Genomic DNA, 17,230 nt, shown 5'->3' on the forward strand with positions numbered 1-17,230 from the left:
CTCACGACTCTCGTGTCCTTCCCGCCACTTTCGAGCCGGTGCGGCGATGCCGCGTGCCCGCGCTTCGCTTCGCCCTGCCCTGGAAGGTGCCACCGTGCCCACCTGCTCCGCCCCCGTACGCCCTCTCGACGCCGGTGACGCCGGCGAACTGAGCGCCGTCGCGGCCGAACTCCTCGCCGACCACGGGTCCGCCACCTCCCCCGACCTGCTCGACGCCCTGCCCGAGGCCTGCGCCCGGCTCAGCGAGGGGGTGCACTACGCTCTGCGGCCGGTGGACACCGCCGACGGCCTGTTCGTCCTGCGCGGTCTGCGCCTCGATGACGCCGGACTCGGGCCCACGCCCGGGCACTGGTCGACCGCAGCCGACGCCGGCGCACTGTGGGACGTCGTCCTGCTGCTGATCTCGGCGCTGATGGGCACCCCGATCGCCTGGGACGGCCAGCAGGACGGCCGCTTCGTGCACAACATCGTTCCCTCGCCCGGCCACGAGAGCGAGCAGACCGGCGCTTCCAGTTCCGCCCTGCTGGCCCCGCACACCGAGGACGCCTTCCACCCCGGCCGCGCCCACCTGCTGCTGCTGTGCTGCATGCGCAACCACGACGACATCGCCACCACCGCGGCCAGCATCCGCCGCACCGCCCTCGCCGACAGCGACATCCGACAGCTCCAGCGGCCGGTCGTGCCGATCCTGCCCGACGACGCCTACGAACAGGCCCGGCAGTTCTCCGGCCGGCCGACCCCGGTCCCGACCCTCTTCGACACCCCCGAGGGCCTGACCCTGCGTTTCGACCCCGCCTACACCCCGCTCGTGGACGCCGACGACGCCTGGCGTGAGGCATACCGGCGCCTGGAAGACGAACTGGCCCGCGTGTCGGTCGCGGTGAGCCTCGAGCCCGGCGACGTCCTGGTCGTCGACAACGACATCGTCGTCCATGGCCGGGTACCCTTCCGCGCCCGCTACGACGGCACCGACCGGTGGCTCAAGCGTGCCTCCGCCCGCGTCGAAGGACGCCCCACCCGGCCACTGGCCGAACACGACGAACACGGCTACGGCCAGGCCGCCCTCACGGCCTGGGCCGAATGACCTCGCCGCCTCACCGCCGCATCAACGGACCCGAAGGGGCACCTCATGGACCGGGACGACACCACCCTGCGCGTACTGTCAACCAGTGACCTCGCCGGCCTGGACATCACCCCCGCCGACGTCGTCGACACCGTCGAGCAGGCCTACCGCACCCTCGCGGCAGGCAAGTCGGACAACCCCCGCAAACTCTGCGTCAAGCCCGCCGACGGTCACTCCGTCTCCTACGCCATGCTCGGCCGCGACGGCGTCCGCAATGTCGTCGCGATCAAGACGTCCTACAAGCACGGCTTGCACGAAAGCCGCGACAACCAGCACTACTACACGACCCTGACCATCTACGACGACGACACCGGCCTGCCCGTGGCGATGATGGACTGCTCCCGCATCGGCTCCCTGCGCACCCCGGCCGTCTCCGCGCTCCTGGCCCGCGAGTGCGCCGCGCCCGGCGCCACCACCGCACTGGTGATCGGCACCGGCACCCAGGGACGCCTCGCCCTGCCCTTCCTGCTGACCACCCTTCCGAAACTGGACCGTCTGCTGCTGTGCGGCACCCACCCCGACGGCCTCGCCGCCGTCCGCACCGAACTCGCCCGCCACTTCCCCGGCCGTGACGTGGAGCTGGTCACCGACATCGCCTCCGCCGCCCGCGACGCCGACGTGATCGTCGCGACCGCCGGCGCCCACACCCCCACCGCCGTCGAAGCAGACTGGCTCAGGCCCGGCGCGACCGCGATCCTCGTCGGCCACGGCCTGGCCCCCTCCACCCTGCACCGCGCCGACCGGGTCATCGCCACCAGCGAAGCCCAGATGCGCGTCACCGGCACCGACATGGCCGACAGCGAGGGCGACCTGCCCGCGGTCGACCTGGAGCTGCCCGTCATCATCTCCGGCGCCTCCCCCGGCCGTACCTCCCCCGAGCAGCGCATCTTCGCCTACAACAGCGGCCTGGTCGTCACCGACATCGCCCTCGGACACCGCTTCGCCCAACTCGCCGCCGAACAAGAACTCGGAACCGAGGTGGCCCTGTGGCGCTGACCCTGGCAGCCCATCCCGACCCGCTCGCCGACCGCCTGCACGGCAGCGGCCTGCTGCAGGAGCTCGCCCACGGCCTCGGCGGCCCGTTCCACTACCTGCTCCCGCACCGCTTCGACACCAACCTGGCCGCCATGCACGCGGCCCTGGCGGACGCCGGGGTCCAAGGACGGGTCTACTACGCCAAGAAGGCCAACAAGGCCGCGGTGTTCATCGACCGCTGCGCCGCCCGGGGCGCCGGAGTCGACGTCGCCTCGCTGGGCGAGCTCCGCGAGGCCCTGGGGCACGGAGTGCGCGGCGACGACCTCGTCGTGACCGGACCGGCCAAAGCCGACCCGCTGCTGCGCCTCGCCGCACAGCAGGGCGCGCTCACCACCGTCGACGCCCTCGACGAACTCGACCGCGTGCTCGCCCTCGAGATGCCACGGCCGCCCAGAGTGCTGCTGCGCGTGCACCCCCCGGCCCAGCCGGGCAGCCGGTTCGGTCTCGACCACGACGGACTGGAACGGGCGCTCCGTGCGTGCTCCGCCGCCGGCGACCGCATCCGCATGGAAGGCTTCAGCTTCCACCTGTCCGGATACGACGTGCAGCAGCGCGCCGCTCTCGCCGCCGACCTCGTCGACCTGTGCCTCACAGCACGGGCGCAAGGACTTGGGGCCGACCGGATCAGCATCGGCGGCGGATTCCCCGTCGACTACGTTCCCGCCGATGCCTGGGAGACCTTCCTCGACCGGCACGACCCCCGCGACTACCACGCCGGCAGGACGTTCACGGCCAAAGACTTCTACCCGTACCACTCTCCCGTCGCGGGCGCCCAGGCACTACGTGCCATCCTCGCCGCCCGCACCCCGGACGGCCCGAGCCTCGCCGACCGCCTGCGCCAGGCCGCGGTGATGCTGCTCCTGGAACCCGGCCGCGCCCTGCTGGACCGGGCCGGCGCCTCTGTCTTCGGCGTCCAGGGCGTCAAGGACCGGGACGGGTACGGCATCGTCACCGTCGACGGCACCAGCCTGAGCCTGTCCGAGCAGTGGTTCAACAGCGAGTACCTGCCCGACCCCCACCTGCTGCCCAGCCGTGCCCGCGCCCACCCGACGGTGCCGTACCGGGCGTGCATCGCCGGCGCCAGCTGCCTGGACTCCGACCTGCTGACCTGGCGCAAGATCGCCTTCCCCGTGCGGCCGCAGGCCGGGGACCTGATCGTCTACCCCAACACCGCCGGCTACCAGATGGACTCCAACGAATCGCCCTTCCACGAACTGCCGCTGCCGCCGAAGGTCGTCATCGACTACCCCGACGACGCAGGCCGGCCCCGCTGGCGCCTCGACCGCTGACCTCACCTGCCCCCCTCGGAGCCCTCACGCCATGACCGACGCCCTGAACCGTCCCCCGGTGGTCAGCCGCATATCCGACCTCATCGGCTGCACCCCCCTGTTCGAGCTCGCCCGTGCCGACAACGGCGCCCGCCTTCTGCTCAAGCTCGAAATGTTCAACCCCACCGGCAGCGCCAAGATCCGTATGGCCCGCCAGATGGTCCTCGACGCCGAAGAACGCGGTCAGCTCCGCGAAGGCGGCCACATCATCGAGTCCACGTCCGGCAACACGGGCCTCGGTCTCGCCGTGGTCGCCGCCGAGCGCGGCTACCGTTTCACCGCCGTCGTCGACCACCACGCCGCCGCCGACAAGCTGCGTGGCATGAAGGCGATGGGCACCGAACTGGTCTATGTGGACGCCGATATGGACGGTGCAGAGCTCCACACCGCGGCCCGCGAGGAACTCGCCGAAGACATGGCGCGCGGAGCGGACAACACCTACTTCACCGAGCAGCACAACAATCCCAGCAACGCCGTCGGCTACTACGACGTCGGCCGCGAGATCGCCCAGGCCCTCGGCCACAAGGTCCACGTGCTCATCGGCGCCGTCGGCACCGGCGGCGGCCTGTGCGGTACCGCCCGCGAACTGAAGAAGACCGTCCCCCGGCTCACTGTCATCGGCGTCGAGCCCAAGGGCTCCATCGCGTTCGGACCGCCCGCCCACGACTACCACCAGTCGGGAACCGGCACCCCCGAAGGCGCCACCATCGGCCTGCTCGTCGACTACGACCTCATCGACGAAGGCGCGAAGGTCGGCGACATGGAGGCCTTCGCCACCGCCCGCGCCGTCGCCCGCAACTGCGGGCTGCTCATCGGCGGTTCAGCCGGCGGCGTCGTGCACGAGGCCTTGGCCCGGCTGCCCGAACTCGCCCCCGACAGTGTGATGGTCGCCTTCATCAACGACGGCGGCGAGAAGTACATGGACACCGTCTTCAACGACGACTGGATGACCGCCCGCGCCCTGCTCGCCCCGGCCGTCGAAGCCGGGATCGAGGAGACACTCACCAAACTCCGCAGGAACTGACACCGTGACGCAACAGCTCACCCTCCTCGCCCGCGACAGCCGCGCCCTGGCCGCCCTCGCCGTCCCGCTCGCCCTCACCCAGCTCGCCCAGGTCGCCCTGACCACCACCGACACCATCATGATGGGCCTGCTCGGCACCGAGGCCCTCGCCGCAGGCGGCCTGGCCCTGGTCATCTTCAACCAGCTGCGCACCATGGGCGTCGGGCTCGTCACCTCCGTCGGCAACCAGGTCGCGGCGGCCTCCGCCCGCGCCGAACGGACCGAGCCCGCCGACGGCCTCGAAGCCCACGACTCGCTCATCCGCGGCGAAGAGGTGCGCGGCCTGGTCCGCGCCGCGATGGCCGTCGCCACCCTCGCCGGCATCGCCGGGGCGATCCTGATGGTCGTCATCGGTCAGACCGCCACCCTCCTCGGCCAGGACGCCGGCGTCGCCGGCCGCGCCCAGGACATGCTCGCCGCCCTCGCCCCCGGGCTCGTACCGTGCCTGTGGTTCCAGGCGATCCGCCAGTTCACCGTCGGCATGCGCCGCCCCCAAGCCCTGCTGCAGATCACTCTCGCCTCCGTCGCCGTCAACGCCGCCCTCGACTGGGGCTTCATCCACGGCACCTTCGGTCTACCCAAGCTCGGCCTCACCGGTATCGGCGTGGCCACCAGCGGCGTCTACCTGCTGTCCTTCCTCGCCCTGTACGCCGCCGCGCGCAGCGACGCCCAGCTCGCTCCCCTGCTGAGCCTGGACTTCTGGCGTGCCGACACGCCCACCGTCCGCCACCTGCTGGGCCTGGGCACCCCCATCGCCGCGACCTACGGCTCCGAGGCGGGCTTCTTCTCCGTCACCGCCCTGTTCGCCGGCAGCTTCGGAGCCGCGGCGCTCGCCGCCCACACCGCCGTCAACCAGCTCATCTACATCGTCTTCCAGGTCGCCGTCGGACTCTCCCACGCGGCCTCCATCAACGTCAGCCGCGAACTCGCCCTCAACAACCACTCCGCCGCACGCCGCCTCAAGAACACCGCACTCGCCTGCGGCGCAGCCGTCACCACACTCGTCGGCATCCTCTACCTGGCCGCTCCCCACGTGGTCCTGCGCCCCTACTTCGACCCCACGTCCCCAGCCGATCAGCAGGGCCTGCGGATCGCCACCGGCCTTCTCGCCATCGTCGCCGTACTGCAGTTCTTCGACTGCGCCCAGAACATCGGTGTCGGCCTGCTGCGCGGCCTCGACGACACCAGGAGCGGATTCCGCATCACCCTCATCGGCTACTGGACCGTCGGGCTTCCAGCGTCCTGGCTGCTCGCCTACCCCCTCGGCGGTGACACCCGCGGCCTGTGGCTCGGTCTGCTCTGCGGACTGGCCACCACCGCCGTCCTTCTCCTGCGCCGCTACGGCCGCGCCCTGAACGCCCGAGCTGCGACCGCGGCCGCCGCACCGGTGGCAGGCGCCTGACCAGCAGCGCCGAACGCCGTGCTCCCCTCCCTCTCGCATCGAGGAAGGAGACCACGGCAGGTGATCAACGGCCCTCTCCGAACGGGATGATGACCGGTGCGGGGAAACATCCATGGCCGGCACCGACATGCGCATCGGTTTCGCCGGCTTCAGCGACCGCGGCCACCGGTCGTCCCTGACACGGTCCAGGCGCCCGCAACCTGACGCGATGGCGGCGCGGGCTCTGTCTCATCAGGGTTGATCCTCCGGGTCAGCGCGCTGGATGAGTCGAAAGCCCCAGGACTGCGCAGATTTCCTGTCGGGACGGCGGGGCCGGCCAAGACCACGGACCCCGGCGCCGCGTGCCGGCAGCGGCCGCACCCGGCGTGCCGCGTCCAGCAGGGCCTTCAGCGTGGAAGAAGTCTTGAGCAGCGCACGGAAGCGGCTGTCCGGTAAGCCTGCCAGTTTGATGGCGTCGAGTTTCCTGGCGCCGCCGCTCATCGCGACCAGCAGGACCCGCACCATGGCCGACGTGGTCCCCCCGCCCTGCTTCAGTCCATGCGCGGCTGCCAGAGCCGTGGCCGCGTACAGGGCGGAGGCGAACGCGGGATCCTTGTCGATCCAGCCCTTCAGGACGGGTTCGGGCACGCCGGCCCACACCGCTGCGGCCTCGAGCCCCAAGCCCTGAGCCGTGGCCTGGAGTACGTCCCCCATGTGCGCCAGGGTGGCATCGCGTTCGCTCGGCAGGCCGCCCAGCGCTGCCTGCAGTACCTGTTCGATGTCGCTGCGGTCTTTCAGCCAGGCGATCACCCGCCCCGCTTCCAGCGGATCCTGGTCCGGCGCGGGCTCGTCCTCTTGAGGTTCGTACACCGTCTCTCCCGTTGCACACACTCGTGCCGGTCTCACCCGGCGGTTCTACTGCGCGGCCCGCTGGTTGGCCGCGGTGGTCACCGCCGGCTGCCTCGGTCGTTCGGGAGCGAGGAAGAAGGCCATGACCGGGACGACGTAGGCGGCCCACACGAGGGACTGCAGGATGGTGGGGTCGGCCTGGAAGTTGAACACGCCCTTGAGGACGGTGCCGTACCAGGAGTCCGGGGGGATGGTGGTGGTGATGTCGAAGGCGAGGTCGCGCAGGCCGGGCAGGAGGTCGGCTTCCTGAAGGTCGTGGATGCCGTAGGCGAGGACGCCTGCGGCGACGGCGACGAGCATGGCACCGGTCCAGCGGAAGAACTTGGCCAGGTTGATCTTCAGGGCCCCCTTGTAGAAGAGCCAGCCGAGGACGACGGAGGTGGCCAGCCCCAGGAGGGCTCCGATGAGGGGGCGGATGCCGTCGTCGGTGGCCTGGACGGCGGTCCAGATGAACAAGGAGGTCTCCAGGCCCTCGCGGCCGACGGCGAAGAAGGACGTGATCACCAGGGCGCCGGTGCCGACGGCGAGAGCGGCGTCCAGTTTGCCTTGGAGTTCGCTCTTGAGGTGGCGGGCGGTGCGCCGCATCCAGAAGACCATCCAGGTGACCAGGGCGACGGAGAGGATGGACAGGCTGCCGCCGAGGGCTTCCTTGGCCTGGAAGGTGAGCGTGGAGGAGCCGAACTGGAGCAGGGCACCGAAGGCGAGGGAGACGGCCACCGCGATGCCGACGCCCGCCCATACGGGCGGCAGTTGGCGCCGGTTGTCGGTCTTGACGAGGTAGGCGACGAGGATGCAGACGACGAGGCTCGCCTCCAGTCCCTCGCGAAGCCCGATCAGGTAATTCCCGAACATGCCGGGTCCTTTCTCACGTGAAGCGGCGGAGCCGGTGGTGGGTCACGAGAACAGTCCCCGGCCCCACCAGTCGCCCTGGTCACGGACGCCGGGAGGGATCGCGAACAAGGCTGAACCGACGTGCTGGACGTACTCGTTGAGCGCGTCGTCGCGGGCCAGCGAGGTCTGCACCGGGATGAATCCGGTCCGTACATCGCGCTGGTAGGCGAGGAAGAACAGGCCCGCCTCCAGGCGGCCGAGGCCGTCGGTGCCGTCCGTGAAGGAGTAGCCGCGGCGCAGGATCGTCGCCCCGCCGTTGGAGTCGGGGTGCGCCAGGCGCACGTGCGAGTCCGGCTTCATCGCCTTGAGGAACGGCTCGTCGTGCTCGCCGGCCTTGCCGGCGGGAGCGCCCTCACGCTTGTCGCGGCCGAAGATGTCTTCCTGTTCGGCGAGCGGGGTGCGGTCCCAGGTCTCGATGTTCATGCGGATGCGGCGGGCGACGAGGTAGGAACCGCCGTCCATCCAGGCCGTCGGGCCCGCCGCGTCCTTGCCGGAGACCCATACGTGCCGGTCGAGTCGGGCAGTTTCGGTTCCGGCGATGTTGCGTGTGCCGTCCTTGAAGCCGAACAGGTTGCGCGGGGTCTGGGCGTCGGGCGTCGTCGAGGACGTCTTGCCGAAACCCAGTTGCGACCAGCGCACCGCGACTTTCCCGAAGCCGATGCGCGCGAGGTTGCGGATCGCGTGCACGGCGACCTGGGGATCGTCGGCGCAGGCCTGGACACACAGGTCGCCGCCGCTGCGGGCCGGGTCCAGGTTGTCGCCGGAGAACCTCGGCAGCTCCACCAGGGCTGCGGGCCGCCTGCCGGCGAGTGCGAAGCGGCCGTCGAAGAGCGAGGGGCCGAAGCCGACGGTCAGCGTGAGCCGCGACGCCTTGAGACCGAGAGCCTCGCCCGTGTCGTCCGGCGGGGCTTGCGGCAGGCCGCCATAGGCGCCCTCGCCGACCTCGCGGCCCGCTGTCATGCGCTCGGCGGCGCGCGTCCAGTCCTTCAGAAGCGCGATCAACTGCGCCCGGTCGGTCGTCGTGACGTCGAAGGCGGCGAAGTGCAGCCGGTCCTGGACGGCGGTGTCGATGCCGGCCTGGTGCCTGCCGTGGAACGCCACGGCCGCACCGCTGTCGGCGACCGGCAGCGAGCGATCGCCGGACCGGGACAGAGCGACGGCGCCGCCCGCGACGGCGCCGAGGGCAACACCCGTGCCGCCCCAGCTCATGACCGCGCGCCGCGACGGTGTGGCGTGCTCGCGCGGCTCGCGCGCCGTCTCGCCTTCCTTGCCGAGAGGACTCACTTCACGACCGCGGCGGCGAGTCGGGAGAGCGGCTCGGCGAGCGCGTTGACGCTGTCCGACAGCTCCTTGCGCTGCTCCTCGCCGACCTTCTCGTACGAGGTGAACACGTAGCTCGCCTTGTCGGTGCGGTACTTGTCGAGCAGCGTGTTCATCGCGGCGAACTCCTTGTCGAGCGTGGCGACGAGCGCGGCGTCATTCTTCGAGGCGACCGGCTTCAGGAGTTCGAAAGACTTCTGGGCGCCCTCGACGTTGGCCTTGAAGTCGACCAGATCGGTGTGTGAGTAGCGCTCCTCTTCGCCGGTCACCTTGTTCTTGGCGACCTCGTCGAGCAGTTCCTTGGCGCCGTTGGCCATGGAGGTCGGGGTGATCTCGGCGCGGCCGACGCGCTTGAGCCAGTCCGCCAGGTCCTTGTCGAGCTGGTCGGCGAGCTGCTTCTCGCGGTCGCCGATCTTCTCGTCCTGCCACAGCGCCTTCTCCAGGCGGTGCCAGCCGGTCCAGTCCTTCGTCGGATCCTGGCCGGCCTCGAGACCGTCTTCACGGACGTCGACCTTGGGGTCGATGTCGCCGAAGGACTCCGCGACGGGCTCGGTGCGCTCCCAGCCGATGCGGGAGTCGGCGTACGCCTTCTTGGCGGTCGCGACGTCACCGGCGCGGACGGCGTCGGTGAACACCTTCACCTTCGGCAGGCTCTCGTCGGCCTGCGTCTGCACGTACTGGCGGTAGGCGGCGACGGCCGCGTCCATCTCGGGCGAGCGCCTGGCCGCAGCACCGCCGGTGGCGGTCACCTTCTGGCGGATGCCGTCGCCCTTCATGCCCGGCTTGCAGGCGATCTCGTAGTCGCCCGCCTTGATCTCGGCGGTGATGGTGGCCTTGGTGCCGGGGCCGATGTTCTCGCGCTCGGTGACGATCCGGTCGTCCGGGTACAGCACGTAGACCTCGGTCACCTTGCTGCCGCGGTTCTCCACGTTCAGCGTCAGGTGTCCGGCCGGGAAGTCCTTCTTCGCGATCACGCAGGAGTCGTCCTTCGCGATCACCTGGATCGCTCCGTCTCCGGTCTTGGCGTCGCTCTTTTGCGTGCAGCCCGCCAGCGACGCGGCGACGGCTATGACTGTGCCGGCGCCGACAAGGAGGTGGCGGGGGCTGGCGGGCATGGGTGCCTCGATTCACGTGATCGGTCGCGAACGGCTCGGAACGTGCACGTCGCGAGCCGTCGCGGAGTCTACATAAATGTAGTCACTCAGGGAAGGCTGCCCTAAGTCCGTGCCGCGTCGGGGAGATCCCGCATCAGTCGGAGGGGTTCTCACCCTGCGCGATCTCCACCCCGCGGTGCAGCCAGACGGCTCCCGCGAGGGACGACGCACCCGCAGCGGTGCACACAAGGGCCAAGGCCACCAGGACGGGCGCGATGCGCCGCGTCGGAGCCTGGACCAGCAGAGCCCTGACCCGCGCCGGCACAGGGCCGGTGGTTCCGCCGGCGGCAACGGCGGGCAACTGCGGCCCGGCTCGCCGGGCGGAGGCGGCCAGGGCGGCGCGCCCGACGGCGCGCGCGGCCAGTCCCCGGTCCCCGCACGCCCGGGCAGCGGCCTCGTCCGCGGTGCGCTCAACAGCGAAGGAGGCATGCGGGATGACCGCGGTCAACGCCGGATGACACCAGCCGGCGAGCTGTGCGGCCGCCAGGAACAGGTGGTGGCGGGCAGCGAGGTGGGCGCGTTCATGACCGAGGAGCACCTCGCGCTCCTTCACGTCCAGAGCCCGGAGCATGCCCGCCGTCACCACGATCCGGCCCGCTCCCCGCAGACCTCCGGGCAGTGCGAAGGCGTCCGGCCGGTCGTCATCGAGGACGCACAGCCCCCCTGCTTCCGGAAGTCCCGCCACGAGGTCACGGGCCGCACGCAGGCGCACCATCTCCGCTGCGGCACCCCGCACAACGGCGATCACGGTCACTGCGAGCACACCGGCCGCCAGCACGGAGGCCGTGGAAACAAGGCCCGCCGGGCCTGCCTGAACCGGCTGGAGCAGATGAACGAGACCGGCGAGCACCGGCAGACGCAGCGCCAGCGGAAGGAGCAGGAGACCCAGGCAGGCGATCACACCAAGCGCCAGCACAGCCATGGCACCGGTGATCGCATACAGGGCGACGTCCGGGCGCACCCGCGCGGCGGTCCGCCGCGCCAAAGGCGGCAGAGCCCAGGGCAGCAGCAGAGGGATCAGGAGGAGGGTGATCACGGGCGGTCCTCCTTGAGCAGGCGGCGCAGCTCGGCTTCGTCCTGCGCATGAAGCCCTTCCACGAAACGGGCCAGCACGAGGCTGCGGTCGTCTCCGCTGTGGTCGAGTTCACGATGCATGCGCCGGGCGGTCAGGCCGTGCGAGTCCTGCAGGGCGAAGTACACGAAACCGCGCCTGTCGGGCCGGCGTCCCACCATCCCCTTCTCATGCAGCCGCCCGAGCAGAGTCGCCACCGTGGTGCGCGCCAGATCCTGGGATATCGCCGCACGCACCTGGGCCGCCGACTGCGGCGCCCCGGCCACCCACAGTGCCGCGAGCACGCTCGCCTCGAGCTCCCCGGCGGGCCTGCGCTCGCCCTCGGTGTCCGTCATGGAGCCGCCTCCACCTCGACTTCGTCTACAGTGAAGTAGACCGACTACTGTCTTGTAGACAGGATAGCCGCTCGCGGAGACCGTACGCCTTCGAGCGTGCGGCTCCGCATGGCCCTTCCCTCATCCGACCAACACCGAAGAGGCTCGTCCATGACGCTCGCGCACTCCGGCACGTCCCATGTGCATCTCGCCGTGAACCTTCTCGATGCGCAGTCGCTGCTTGCCGCCTTCGGCACCGTCGGCATCGCCGTCATCCTCTTCGCCGAAACCGGCCTCCTCATCGGCTTCTTCCTGCCGGGTGACTCGCTGCTCTTCACCGCCGGACTGCTGTGCGCCGGATCGGCGACGCAGCCCGGACACCTCTCCCTGCCATGGGTCCTCCTCGCCGCCGCGTTCGGAGCACTCAGTGGCGCGCAGACCGGATACCTGCTGGGCCGCAAAGCCGGTCCGGCGTTTCTGGCCCGCACAAACTCCCGCAAGATCCGAGAAGGCGCCGACCGCGCCACGGACATCCTTCACCGGTACGGTCACGCCAAGGCGATCGTGCTGGCACGGTTCCTGCCGATCGTGCGCACCGTGCTGAACCCACTGGCCGGCATCCTGGCCGTGCCGGCACGCACCTTCGCACTCTGGCAGATCGTCGGGGGTGTGCTGTGGACGGTCGGCCTGGTCCTCGCCGGCTACGGCCTTGGCGCCTCGGTACCCAACGTCGACCGCTACCTCCTGCCGATCATCGCTGTGATCGTCGCCGTCTCGCTCGTGCCGATCGGGGTCGAACTCATCCGCTCACGTCAGGCGCGCCGGACAAACGGCGGCGCGTGAACCCCTCCGTGCAGCGACACCGCTGCGGCACAGACCCTTACCGTAAGCACAGCTGTTGACCGCTGCGCTCCAGGCAACACGCGGACCGGCACCCCCACTCAACCGCCATCCTGACCGACATGCCCACTACGTGCCCCAGCGAGAACAGAACGGCCACAACCGATGACCACCCGCGCTCTGGCAGTTCCGCTGAGGGCAGGAACGGATGGCGAGATCCATTCCATCTCCCCAGGCTGGTCGTAGCCAGCAACGACCAGCCCCGACAGCGGATTCCACAGCGATCGAGTCACGACCGATCATCGCATTGTCAGTAGTGCCAGCGATTCGCGCCAGCCTCATAGCCGCAGGTGATCTCACGCCCTGCCGCGTCCGTCGTAGTGGCTCCCACATCGAACTTCCGGCAGAACTGGCCGGCGTGGTAACAGTTACCGGCGTTGGATCGGATGCTGCACAACTGCGCCGTAGCAGAGGTGCCCGATGAGGACGAACCGGGAGCCGTCGACGTACTTTCGCCCGAGCCGGAGCCAGAGTTGTCGTCCGAGGACGAGTCGTCATCTGAGTGAGGCAGCGGCGGCGAGGCGCACGCCTCATCAGTTTTCAGAACCGCGAACGTGACAGACCCAGTGCTGTCGGCACCAGCATCAGGCCACTGAGAGCACACCTTCCAGCTGCCGAGGCGAACCGGACTGCGGTTCAGGTCGCTCAGATCCGTGTACGTCACCGACCTGGCGTGGCGCTTGCGGGCGTCCGCCACAGCCTTTGCGAGGTTCCAGTCCCCATAGTCGCTCACCGACTCCGCGAGAGTCGGCTTCTGCGAAGCCGGCAGAGACGCGGAGGGGGACGAAATGGCCTTGACCGAAGGAGAGGCGCTCACGCCAGGCAACGCTGTGGGCTTGGCGGAAGCGGCCGTGACCTGATCCCTGTCAGCGGCCCCCGCGACGATGGCGAAGAAGGCCACAAGCCCTGCCACCAGGCTTCCGTAGGCCAGCAGGCTCTCCTTCACCCCCTTCTTCGAGTCCGCAGCAGGACTGAATCCGGTGGGCTTCGTGTCGCGGAGGTGCTCAACAAATCCCTCCCGGTCAAGCTCCGGGTGTCGCGGAGGGGGCGGGATGACGCGTTGGGGACTCTCATCCTGGGTGGACTGCTCATAGCGTGACAACCAATCGGCGAACATCGCGTTCACATCTGCACGGCGTGCCTCCCGACCCTCCTGCTGCTCCCGGCGGGGATCCGACTCAGAGAACGGGAACCTACGAGTCCAGTCACTCTTGTGGCAACGCGCGCAGTTGGAAACGCCTTCGTCGTTGACGCGCATCAGTCGGCCTATGCCGTGTCCGCAATGTGGGCACGAGTGCCTCACTTCGACCATGCTTCCCCTCCGGTGACCTGCACATATTAATACGGACCTCAGCGTCGTTGGGTTCGGCCTATCAGTGATTCACCAAGGCAGTGATGCCGACGGTTTCACCAGGCCCGGTCGACGGCTGAGACAGCCCGGGCCACGCGAAGGGTGGCACCCTTGAAACCTGGCGAGTCCGGCCCGGAGGTCCTCGAAGACGCCAGGCACGGAAAAGGTTCGAACCACCTCTGGACTGGCGTGAGTTCGCCTCCTACAACGTGGAGGCCGACCACGGCACGGCTCGGAGGCTCATGGACGACGAGGTCTGGGTCGACGTCGCCGATCCGAGTGCGGCGCCCGGCACCGCACGCCCCCCGGCCAGCCGCCGTCCGCCTCGTCGGCGTCGCCCTGACTCTCGTCGCGGCCCATCGCTCGCAGGCCGTTGGGAGTACGGGCCAGCCACACCTCGGCACGTTCGGTCCCGATATACCTGGCCGCGTTCGTCGGCGCCTCGGCCACGACGAAGCGGCTGTCTCGACCGGCGCCGGGGTACGGGCTCCGCCTACACCCGGGCAGTTCGGCTGTCGCGTGCTCCAGACGGGTGCAGATCCGGTCGGTGGCGAGGAACTGCTGGGCACGCGCTCTGTCGTGCCTGCTCCCAGCCGACGTTGCAAATCTGTTCGTTCGCCAGCGCCGCCTACGTCCGCTTCCCCGCCGCGGCGCGGTAGAGGGCGACAGCGTCCGTTCTGAACTCCTCCGGATACGGAGACTTCCGTCCCACCTGGACATACTTCCCTGGACCATCAAGTTCCATTGCCGGGGTGTCCACTCCAAAGGATCAGCCTCAGCCAGCCCGTCGGCAGCCCGGCCGGCGGTGATGGTCAGAACCCCGCCGGGTGCGGGCATCTGTGCGGAAGCTGTGGCTACGACGGTGACCAACAGCCTGATACCGACGCGGAGAGGCCACACCGCATCGTGCGGGCCCCTCCACGTGACCTGGTCCGACCGGGAACCGCGAGGCTGATCCTGTCGTCCTCAGCCGGGCTTACGGGTCGGGGGATTCTCTTCACGAAGCGGCTCAGGCGCAGGGACGGTCTTCGCCGGTTGGGCACGCATCCTGCGCTCGATGCTCTCGCTTGAGCGCAGGATGGTTGCGTCTTCCCGCCCTGCCGGCCAGCTGATGAGCAGGTAGTCCTCAACGGGGTCCATGCTCACTTCGTCGCGCAGCAGGTCGCGGCCCCGTGCATGGACGCGAAATCTGTACCAGGAAGACTCCGGCTCAGCCCGTGTTGCAGGGGCTAGCGCACCGATTTCGAGCGACTCCAGTTGGAGGTTGTTCTTCGGAGCAGCATGGAGGCTGACCTCTACAATCTCCTCCCATGACTCTGCTGGTGGCTCAACGGGGGGACCTTCCAGGGTCAGGAGCGAGACTCGAACGTACCCGGTGTTGATCCCTGTGACGATCAAGGCGCCCTGAGCCATCGGGGCAACGAACCCGTTCGACCAGTCAGCTGTCTGGACAGCGATCACGCCGTCGTCGAGAACACCGAAGATTCCCTCGTTGACAAACACTTGGTGCAGATCAGCCATCGGTATCTCCTCACTGGCCCGTTTCGTCGAGGCAAGGTGTCATGTCCAGGGGGGCACGTACGAGTACTGCGATTTCCAACTCGTCGGCATCTTTGGCCACCGACACAGGGAACGCGCCCGCATACGAAGTGAGAAGGGCATCCGCTGGAGGGACGCCCCCTCACAGTCGCTGCTTGAACGCGGGTGGGCCCTCGCGTCACCTTCGCCAGAACAGGTGGTGTGTCACGCCGCTCGGGCTGGGCACGACCTCCAGGTGAAAGCGGTCGAGCAGTTCATCGGGGGAATCCCAGAGTCGCAGTCCGGACCCGAGCTTTACCGGCGAGACCGCCACATGCAGGGTGTCGACGAGGTCGGCATCAAGGAACTGCCGGACGGTGGTGACCCCGCCGCCGAGCCGGACGTCCTTGCCCTGCGCCGCTTCCCGCGCCCGTTCGAGGACCGTGGCCGGGTCGCCGTCGACGAAGTGGAACGTGGTGTCGGAGAGCGTGATCGACGGACGCGTGTGGTGAGTCATGACGAACACCGGCGTACTGAAAGGGGGCTGCTCGCCCCACCAGCCACGCCAGTCGTGGTCCTGCCAGGGCCCGCGCTGGGGTCCGAACTTGTTACGGCCCATAATCTCGGCGCCGACGTTGCGTGCGAAGTCTCGCGTGAAGTAGTCGTCGAGGCCCCGGCTCCCTCCGGGATCCGTGCGCATGGGCCAGCTCGCCGTGGCTCCGGCCCACGCGAACAGCCTCTCGGGATGGTCGTGGCCGAACGGCCGCTCGAGACTCTGATGCTCACCGGCACCGATTCCATCGCTCGAGACGTTGAAGTTCATGACTCTCAACAGTTGATCCACGTCATTCCTCATCAGGTCCTGTCGCGCCATCGTGTGGCGAGGCGCCGCACAGCATCACGTCGAACGGGACATGGCCGGATCGACAGCGGCCCGCGACTTCTGTTCCAAGGCGTGTCAAGAAGCGGACGAAACTTCACCATCCACCCTGGAGCCTCCACCACGAACTGGCGAACATACGCGGCCAGAGCGCAAGCCGAACGCACCCCGTGTGGCCCCGCGTTCACGAGTAGGCCCGCACCCGGGGCTGATGTCCCTTCCGGCGGATGCCGGTCTGGTCGCCAGGGCTGCGGTCAGCGCTGCGCCGATGGACCCACGATGGCCGGGCCGCCGGTCAGCCCATCGGGAGAAGCTGCGCCTTGTCCACCACTCGAAGTGCTCGCGCACCGGTGGCACCGTGGGCACCGGAGCCTGTTCTTTCACCGGCCTCGACGTGGGCTTCCTCCATCTCGTCCAGGCCGCACGGATCATGCGGTTCCGCACCAACGCCACCACCGCCCAGCTCGCCCGCATACATCTACGCTCACCGACCTGACCTCAAGGGAATTCTGTCCGCAGCAACCCGGCCACCTGCCCGCTTCCACTGGGGCATCGAAAACAGACTCCACTTCGTCCGAGACCTGACCTTCACCGAGGACGCCTCTCGCATCCGCACCGGGCGCGCCCCGGAGGACATGGCGCCCTGCGCAACCACGCCATCAGCTCCCTCCGCCGGGCCCGACACCGCGACGACCGCCGTCGCCGTCCGCCACTTTTCCGATAAGAGGTCCTAACAAAGGCGTTGGACGTGTCGGTGGGTGATCAGGCAGGTGGCGAGGCCGAGGAAGGCCTCGTGGATGTCGTCGCGTCGCTCCCAACGGATGCGTAGGCGGCGAAAGCCGTGCAGCCAGGCGATGGTGCGCTCTACCACCCAACGGAAAGTACCCAGGCCGGACCCGTGTTCGACGCCTCGTTCGGCGATGACCGGTCGGATGCCGCGCTGCCACAGCAGGCGACGGTACTTGTCGTGGTCGTAGCCGCGGTCCGCGAG

At 69.3% G+C, this 17,230-nt stretch carries 17 protein-coding genes; 7 read left to right on the forward strand and 10 right to left on the reverse strand.

Features of this window, described 5'->3' with window-relative positions:
• The first annotated feature begins 94 nt into the window (after positions 1-94).
• Genes ACWCQK_RS37980 through ACWCQK_RS38000 form a run of 5 tightly spaced genes read left to right on the forward strand, consistent with a single transcriptional unit; the run spans position 95 to position 5,951 of the window.
• A complete protein-coding gene (locus tag ACWCQK_RS37980; RefSeq protein WP_451163163.1) occupies positions 95-1,084 on the forward strand; it encodes a TauD/TfdA family dioxygenase in 990 nt (329 codons plus the stop codon).
• Positions 1,085-1,129: 45 nt separating this feature from the next.
• Positions 1,130-2,119: an ornithine cyclodeaminase family protein gene (locus tag ACWCQK_RS37985; protein WP_451163165.1), complete on the forward strand. Its 990-nt coding sequence runs from the start codon at positions 1,130-1,132 to the stop codon at positions 2,117-2,119.
• Entirely contained in the window at positions 2,110-3,447 is a 1,338-nt protein-coding gene (locus ACWCQK_RS37990) for a Y4yA family PLP-dependent enzyme (protein WP_451163171.1), read from the forward strand. The genes ACWCQK_RS37985 and ACWCQK_RS37990 overlap by 10 nt, the downstream gene beginning before the upstream one ends.
• A gap of 31 nt (positions 3,448-3,478) precedes the next feature.
• On the forward strand, positions 3,479-4,510 hold the full coding sequence (locus ACWCQK_RS37995; protein WP_451163173.1) for a cysteine synthase family protein: 1,032 nt from the start codon (positions 3,479-3,481) through the stop codon (positions 4,508-4,510).
• A gap of 4 nt (positions 4,511-4,514) precedes the next feature.
• Positions 4,515-5,951, forward strand: a complete 1,437-nt coding sequence (locus tag ACWCQK_RS38000; protein ID WP_451163175.1) for an MATE family efflux transporter — start codon at positions 4,515-4,517, stop codon at positions 5,949-5,951.
• A gap of 231 nt (positions 5,952-6,182) precedes the next feature.
• Here ACWCQK_RS38000 and ACWCQK_RS38005 read toward each other — a convergent pair whose 3' ends face one another.
• The 6 genes from ACWCQK_RS38005 to ACWCQK_RS38030 all read right to left on the reverse strand — a co-directional run bounded on the left by ACWCQK_RS38005 (position 6,183) and on the right by ACWCQK_RS38030 (position 11,611).
• Complete coding sequence (locus tag ACWCQK_RS38005) at positions 6,183-6,800, reverse strand: hypothetical protein (RefSeq protein ID WP_451163177.1); 618 nt, start codon at positions 6,798-6,800, stop codon at positions 6,183-6,185.
• A gap of 45 nt (positions 6,801-6,845) precedes the next feature.
• On the reverse strand, positions 6,846-7,691 hold the full coding sequence (gene efeU, locus ACWCQK_RS38010; RefSeq protein WP_451163179.1) for an iron uptake transporter permease EfeU: 846 nt from the start codon (positions 7,689-7,691) through the stop codon (positions 6,846-6,848).
• A gap of 42 nt (positions 7,692-7,733) precedes the next feature.
• A complete protein-coding gene (gene efeB / locus ACWCQK_RS38015; RefSeq protein ID WP_451163181.1) occupies positions 7,734-9,014 on the reverse strand; it encodes an iron uptake transporter deferrochelatase/peroxidase subunit in 1,281 nt (426 codons plus the stop codon).
• A complete protein-coding gene (gene efeO, locus ACWCQK_RS38020; protein ID WP_451163183.1) occupies positions 9,011-10,165 on the reverse strand; it encodes an iron uptake system protein EfeO in 1,155 nt (384 codons plus the stop codon). Before efeO ends, efeB begins: the two co-directional genes overlap by 4 nt.
• Positions 10,166-10,298: 133 nt before the next feature.
• Positions 10,299-11,240 carry a M56 family metallopeptidase gene (locus ACWCQK_RS38025; RefSeq protein WP_451163185.1) on the reverse strand — a complete coding sequence of 314 codons (942 nt, stop codon included), beginning with the start codon at positions 11,238-11,240 and terminating at the stop codon, positions 10,299-10,301.
• On the reverse strand, positions 11,237-11,611 hold the full coding sequence (locus ACWCQK_RS38030) for a BlaI/MecI/CopY family transcriptional regulator (protein ID WP_451163187.1): 375 nt from the start codon (positions 11,609-11,611) through the stop codon (positions 11,237-11,239). The genes ACWCQK_RS38025 and ACWCQK_RS38030 overlap by 4 nt, the downstream gene beginning before the upstream one ends.
• 150 nt (positions 11,612-11,761) lie before the next feature.
• Between ACWCQK_RS38030 and ACWCQK_RS38035 the strand changes: the two genes are divergently transcribed.
• The gene (locus ACWCQK_RS38035) at positions 11,762-12,433 is read left to right on the forward strand and encodes a DedA family protein (protein WP_451163189.1); all 672 of its coding nucleotides are present in this window, start codon (positions 11,762-11,764) and stop codon (positions 12,431-12,433) included.
• Positions 12,434-12,740: 307 nt separating this feature from the next.
• Here ACWCQK_RS38035 and ACWCQK_RS38040 read toward each other — a convergent pair whose 3' ends face one another.
• From ACWCQK_RS38040 to ACWCQK_RS38050, 3 genes are all read right to left on the reverse strand, one after another.
• Positions 12,741-13,748 (reverse strand): hypothetical protein, encoded by a 1,008-nt coding sequence (locus ACWCQK_RS38040; RefSeq protein WP_451163191.1) that lies wholly within the window; start codon positions 13,746-13,748, stop codon positions 12,741-12,743.
• Positions 13,749-14,807: 1,059 nt separating this feature from the next.
• Complete coding sequence (locus ACWCQK_RS38045) at positions 14,808-15,362, reverse strand: hypothetical protein (RefSeq protein ID WP_451163193.1); 555 nt, start codon at positions 15,360-15,362, stop codon at positions 14,808-14,810.
• Positions 15,363-15,558: 196 nt separating this feature from the next.
• Positions 15,559-16,203: a dihydrofolate reductase family protein gene (locus ACWCQK_RS38050; protein ID WP_451163201.1), complete on the reverse strand. Its 645-nt coding sequence runs from the start codon at positions 16,201-16,203 to the stop codon at positions 15,559-15,561.
• Positions 16,204-16,597: 394 nt separating this feature from the next.
• On the opposite strand from ACWCQK_RS38050, the gene ACWCQK_RS38055 reads away from it, so the two are divergent.
• On the forward strand, positions 16,598-16,735 hold the full coding sequence (locus tag ACWCQK_RS38055; protein WP_451163195.1) for a hypothetical protein: 138 nt from the start codon (positions 16,598-16,600) through the stop codon (positions 16,733-16,735).
• Positions 16,736-16,969: 234 nt separating this feature from the next.
• On the opposite strand, the gene ACWCQK_RS38060 is transcribed toward ACWCQK_RS38055, so the two are convergent.
• A partial coding sequence (locus tag ACWCQK_RS38060) for a transposase (RefSeq protein WP_451163197.1) occupies positions 16,970-17,230 on the reverse strand: 261 nt, incomplete at its 5' end.

The sequence above is a fragment of the Streptomyces sp. NPDC002306 genome (genome assembly GCF_053593435.1).

Excerpts from the sequence above, each read along its gene's own strand:
- ACWCQK_RS37985 (WP_451163165.1), top strand. The coding sequence starts at position 1,130 with ATGGACCGGGACGACACCACCCTGCGCGTACTGTCAACCAGTGACCTC.
- ACWCQK_RS37995 (WP_451163173.1), top strand. The coding sequence starts at position 3,479 with ATGACCGACGCCCTGAACCGTCCCCCGGTGGTCAGCCGCATATCCGAC.
- efeU (WP_451163179.1), bottom strand. The coding sequence starts at position 7,691 with ATGTTCGGGAATTACCTGATCGGGCTTCGCGAGGGACTGGAGGCGAGC.
- efeO (WP_451163183.1), bottom strand. The coding sequence starts at position 10,165 with ATGCCCGCCAGCCCCCGCCACCTCCTTGTCGGCGCCGGCACAGTCATA.
- ACWCQK_RS38030 (WP_451163187.1), bottom strand. The coding sequence starts at position 11,611 with ATGACGGACACCGAGGGCGAGCGCAGGCCCGCCGGGGAGCTCGAGGCG.
- ACWCQK_RS38035 (WP_451163189.1), top strand. The coding sequence starts at position 11,762 with ATGACGCTCGCGCACTCCGGCACGTCCCATGTGCATCTCGCCGTGAAC.
- ACWCQK_RS38040 (WP_451163191.1), bottom strand. The coding sequence starts at position 13,748 with ATGCGCGTCAACGACGAAGGCGTTTCCAACTGCGCGCGTTGCCACAAG.
- ACWCQK_RS38045 (WP_451163193.1), bottom strand. The coding sequence starts at position 15,362 with ATGGCTGATCTGCACCAAGTGTTTGTCAACGAGGGAATCTTCGGTGTT.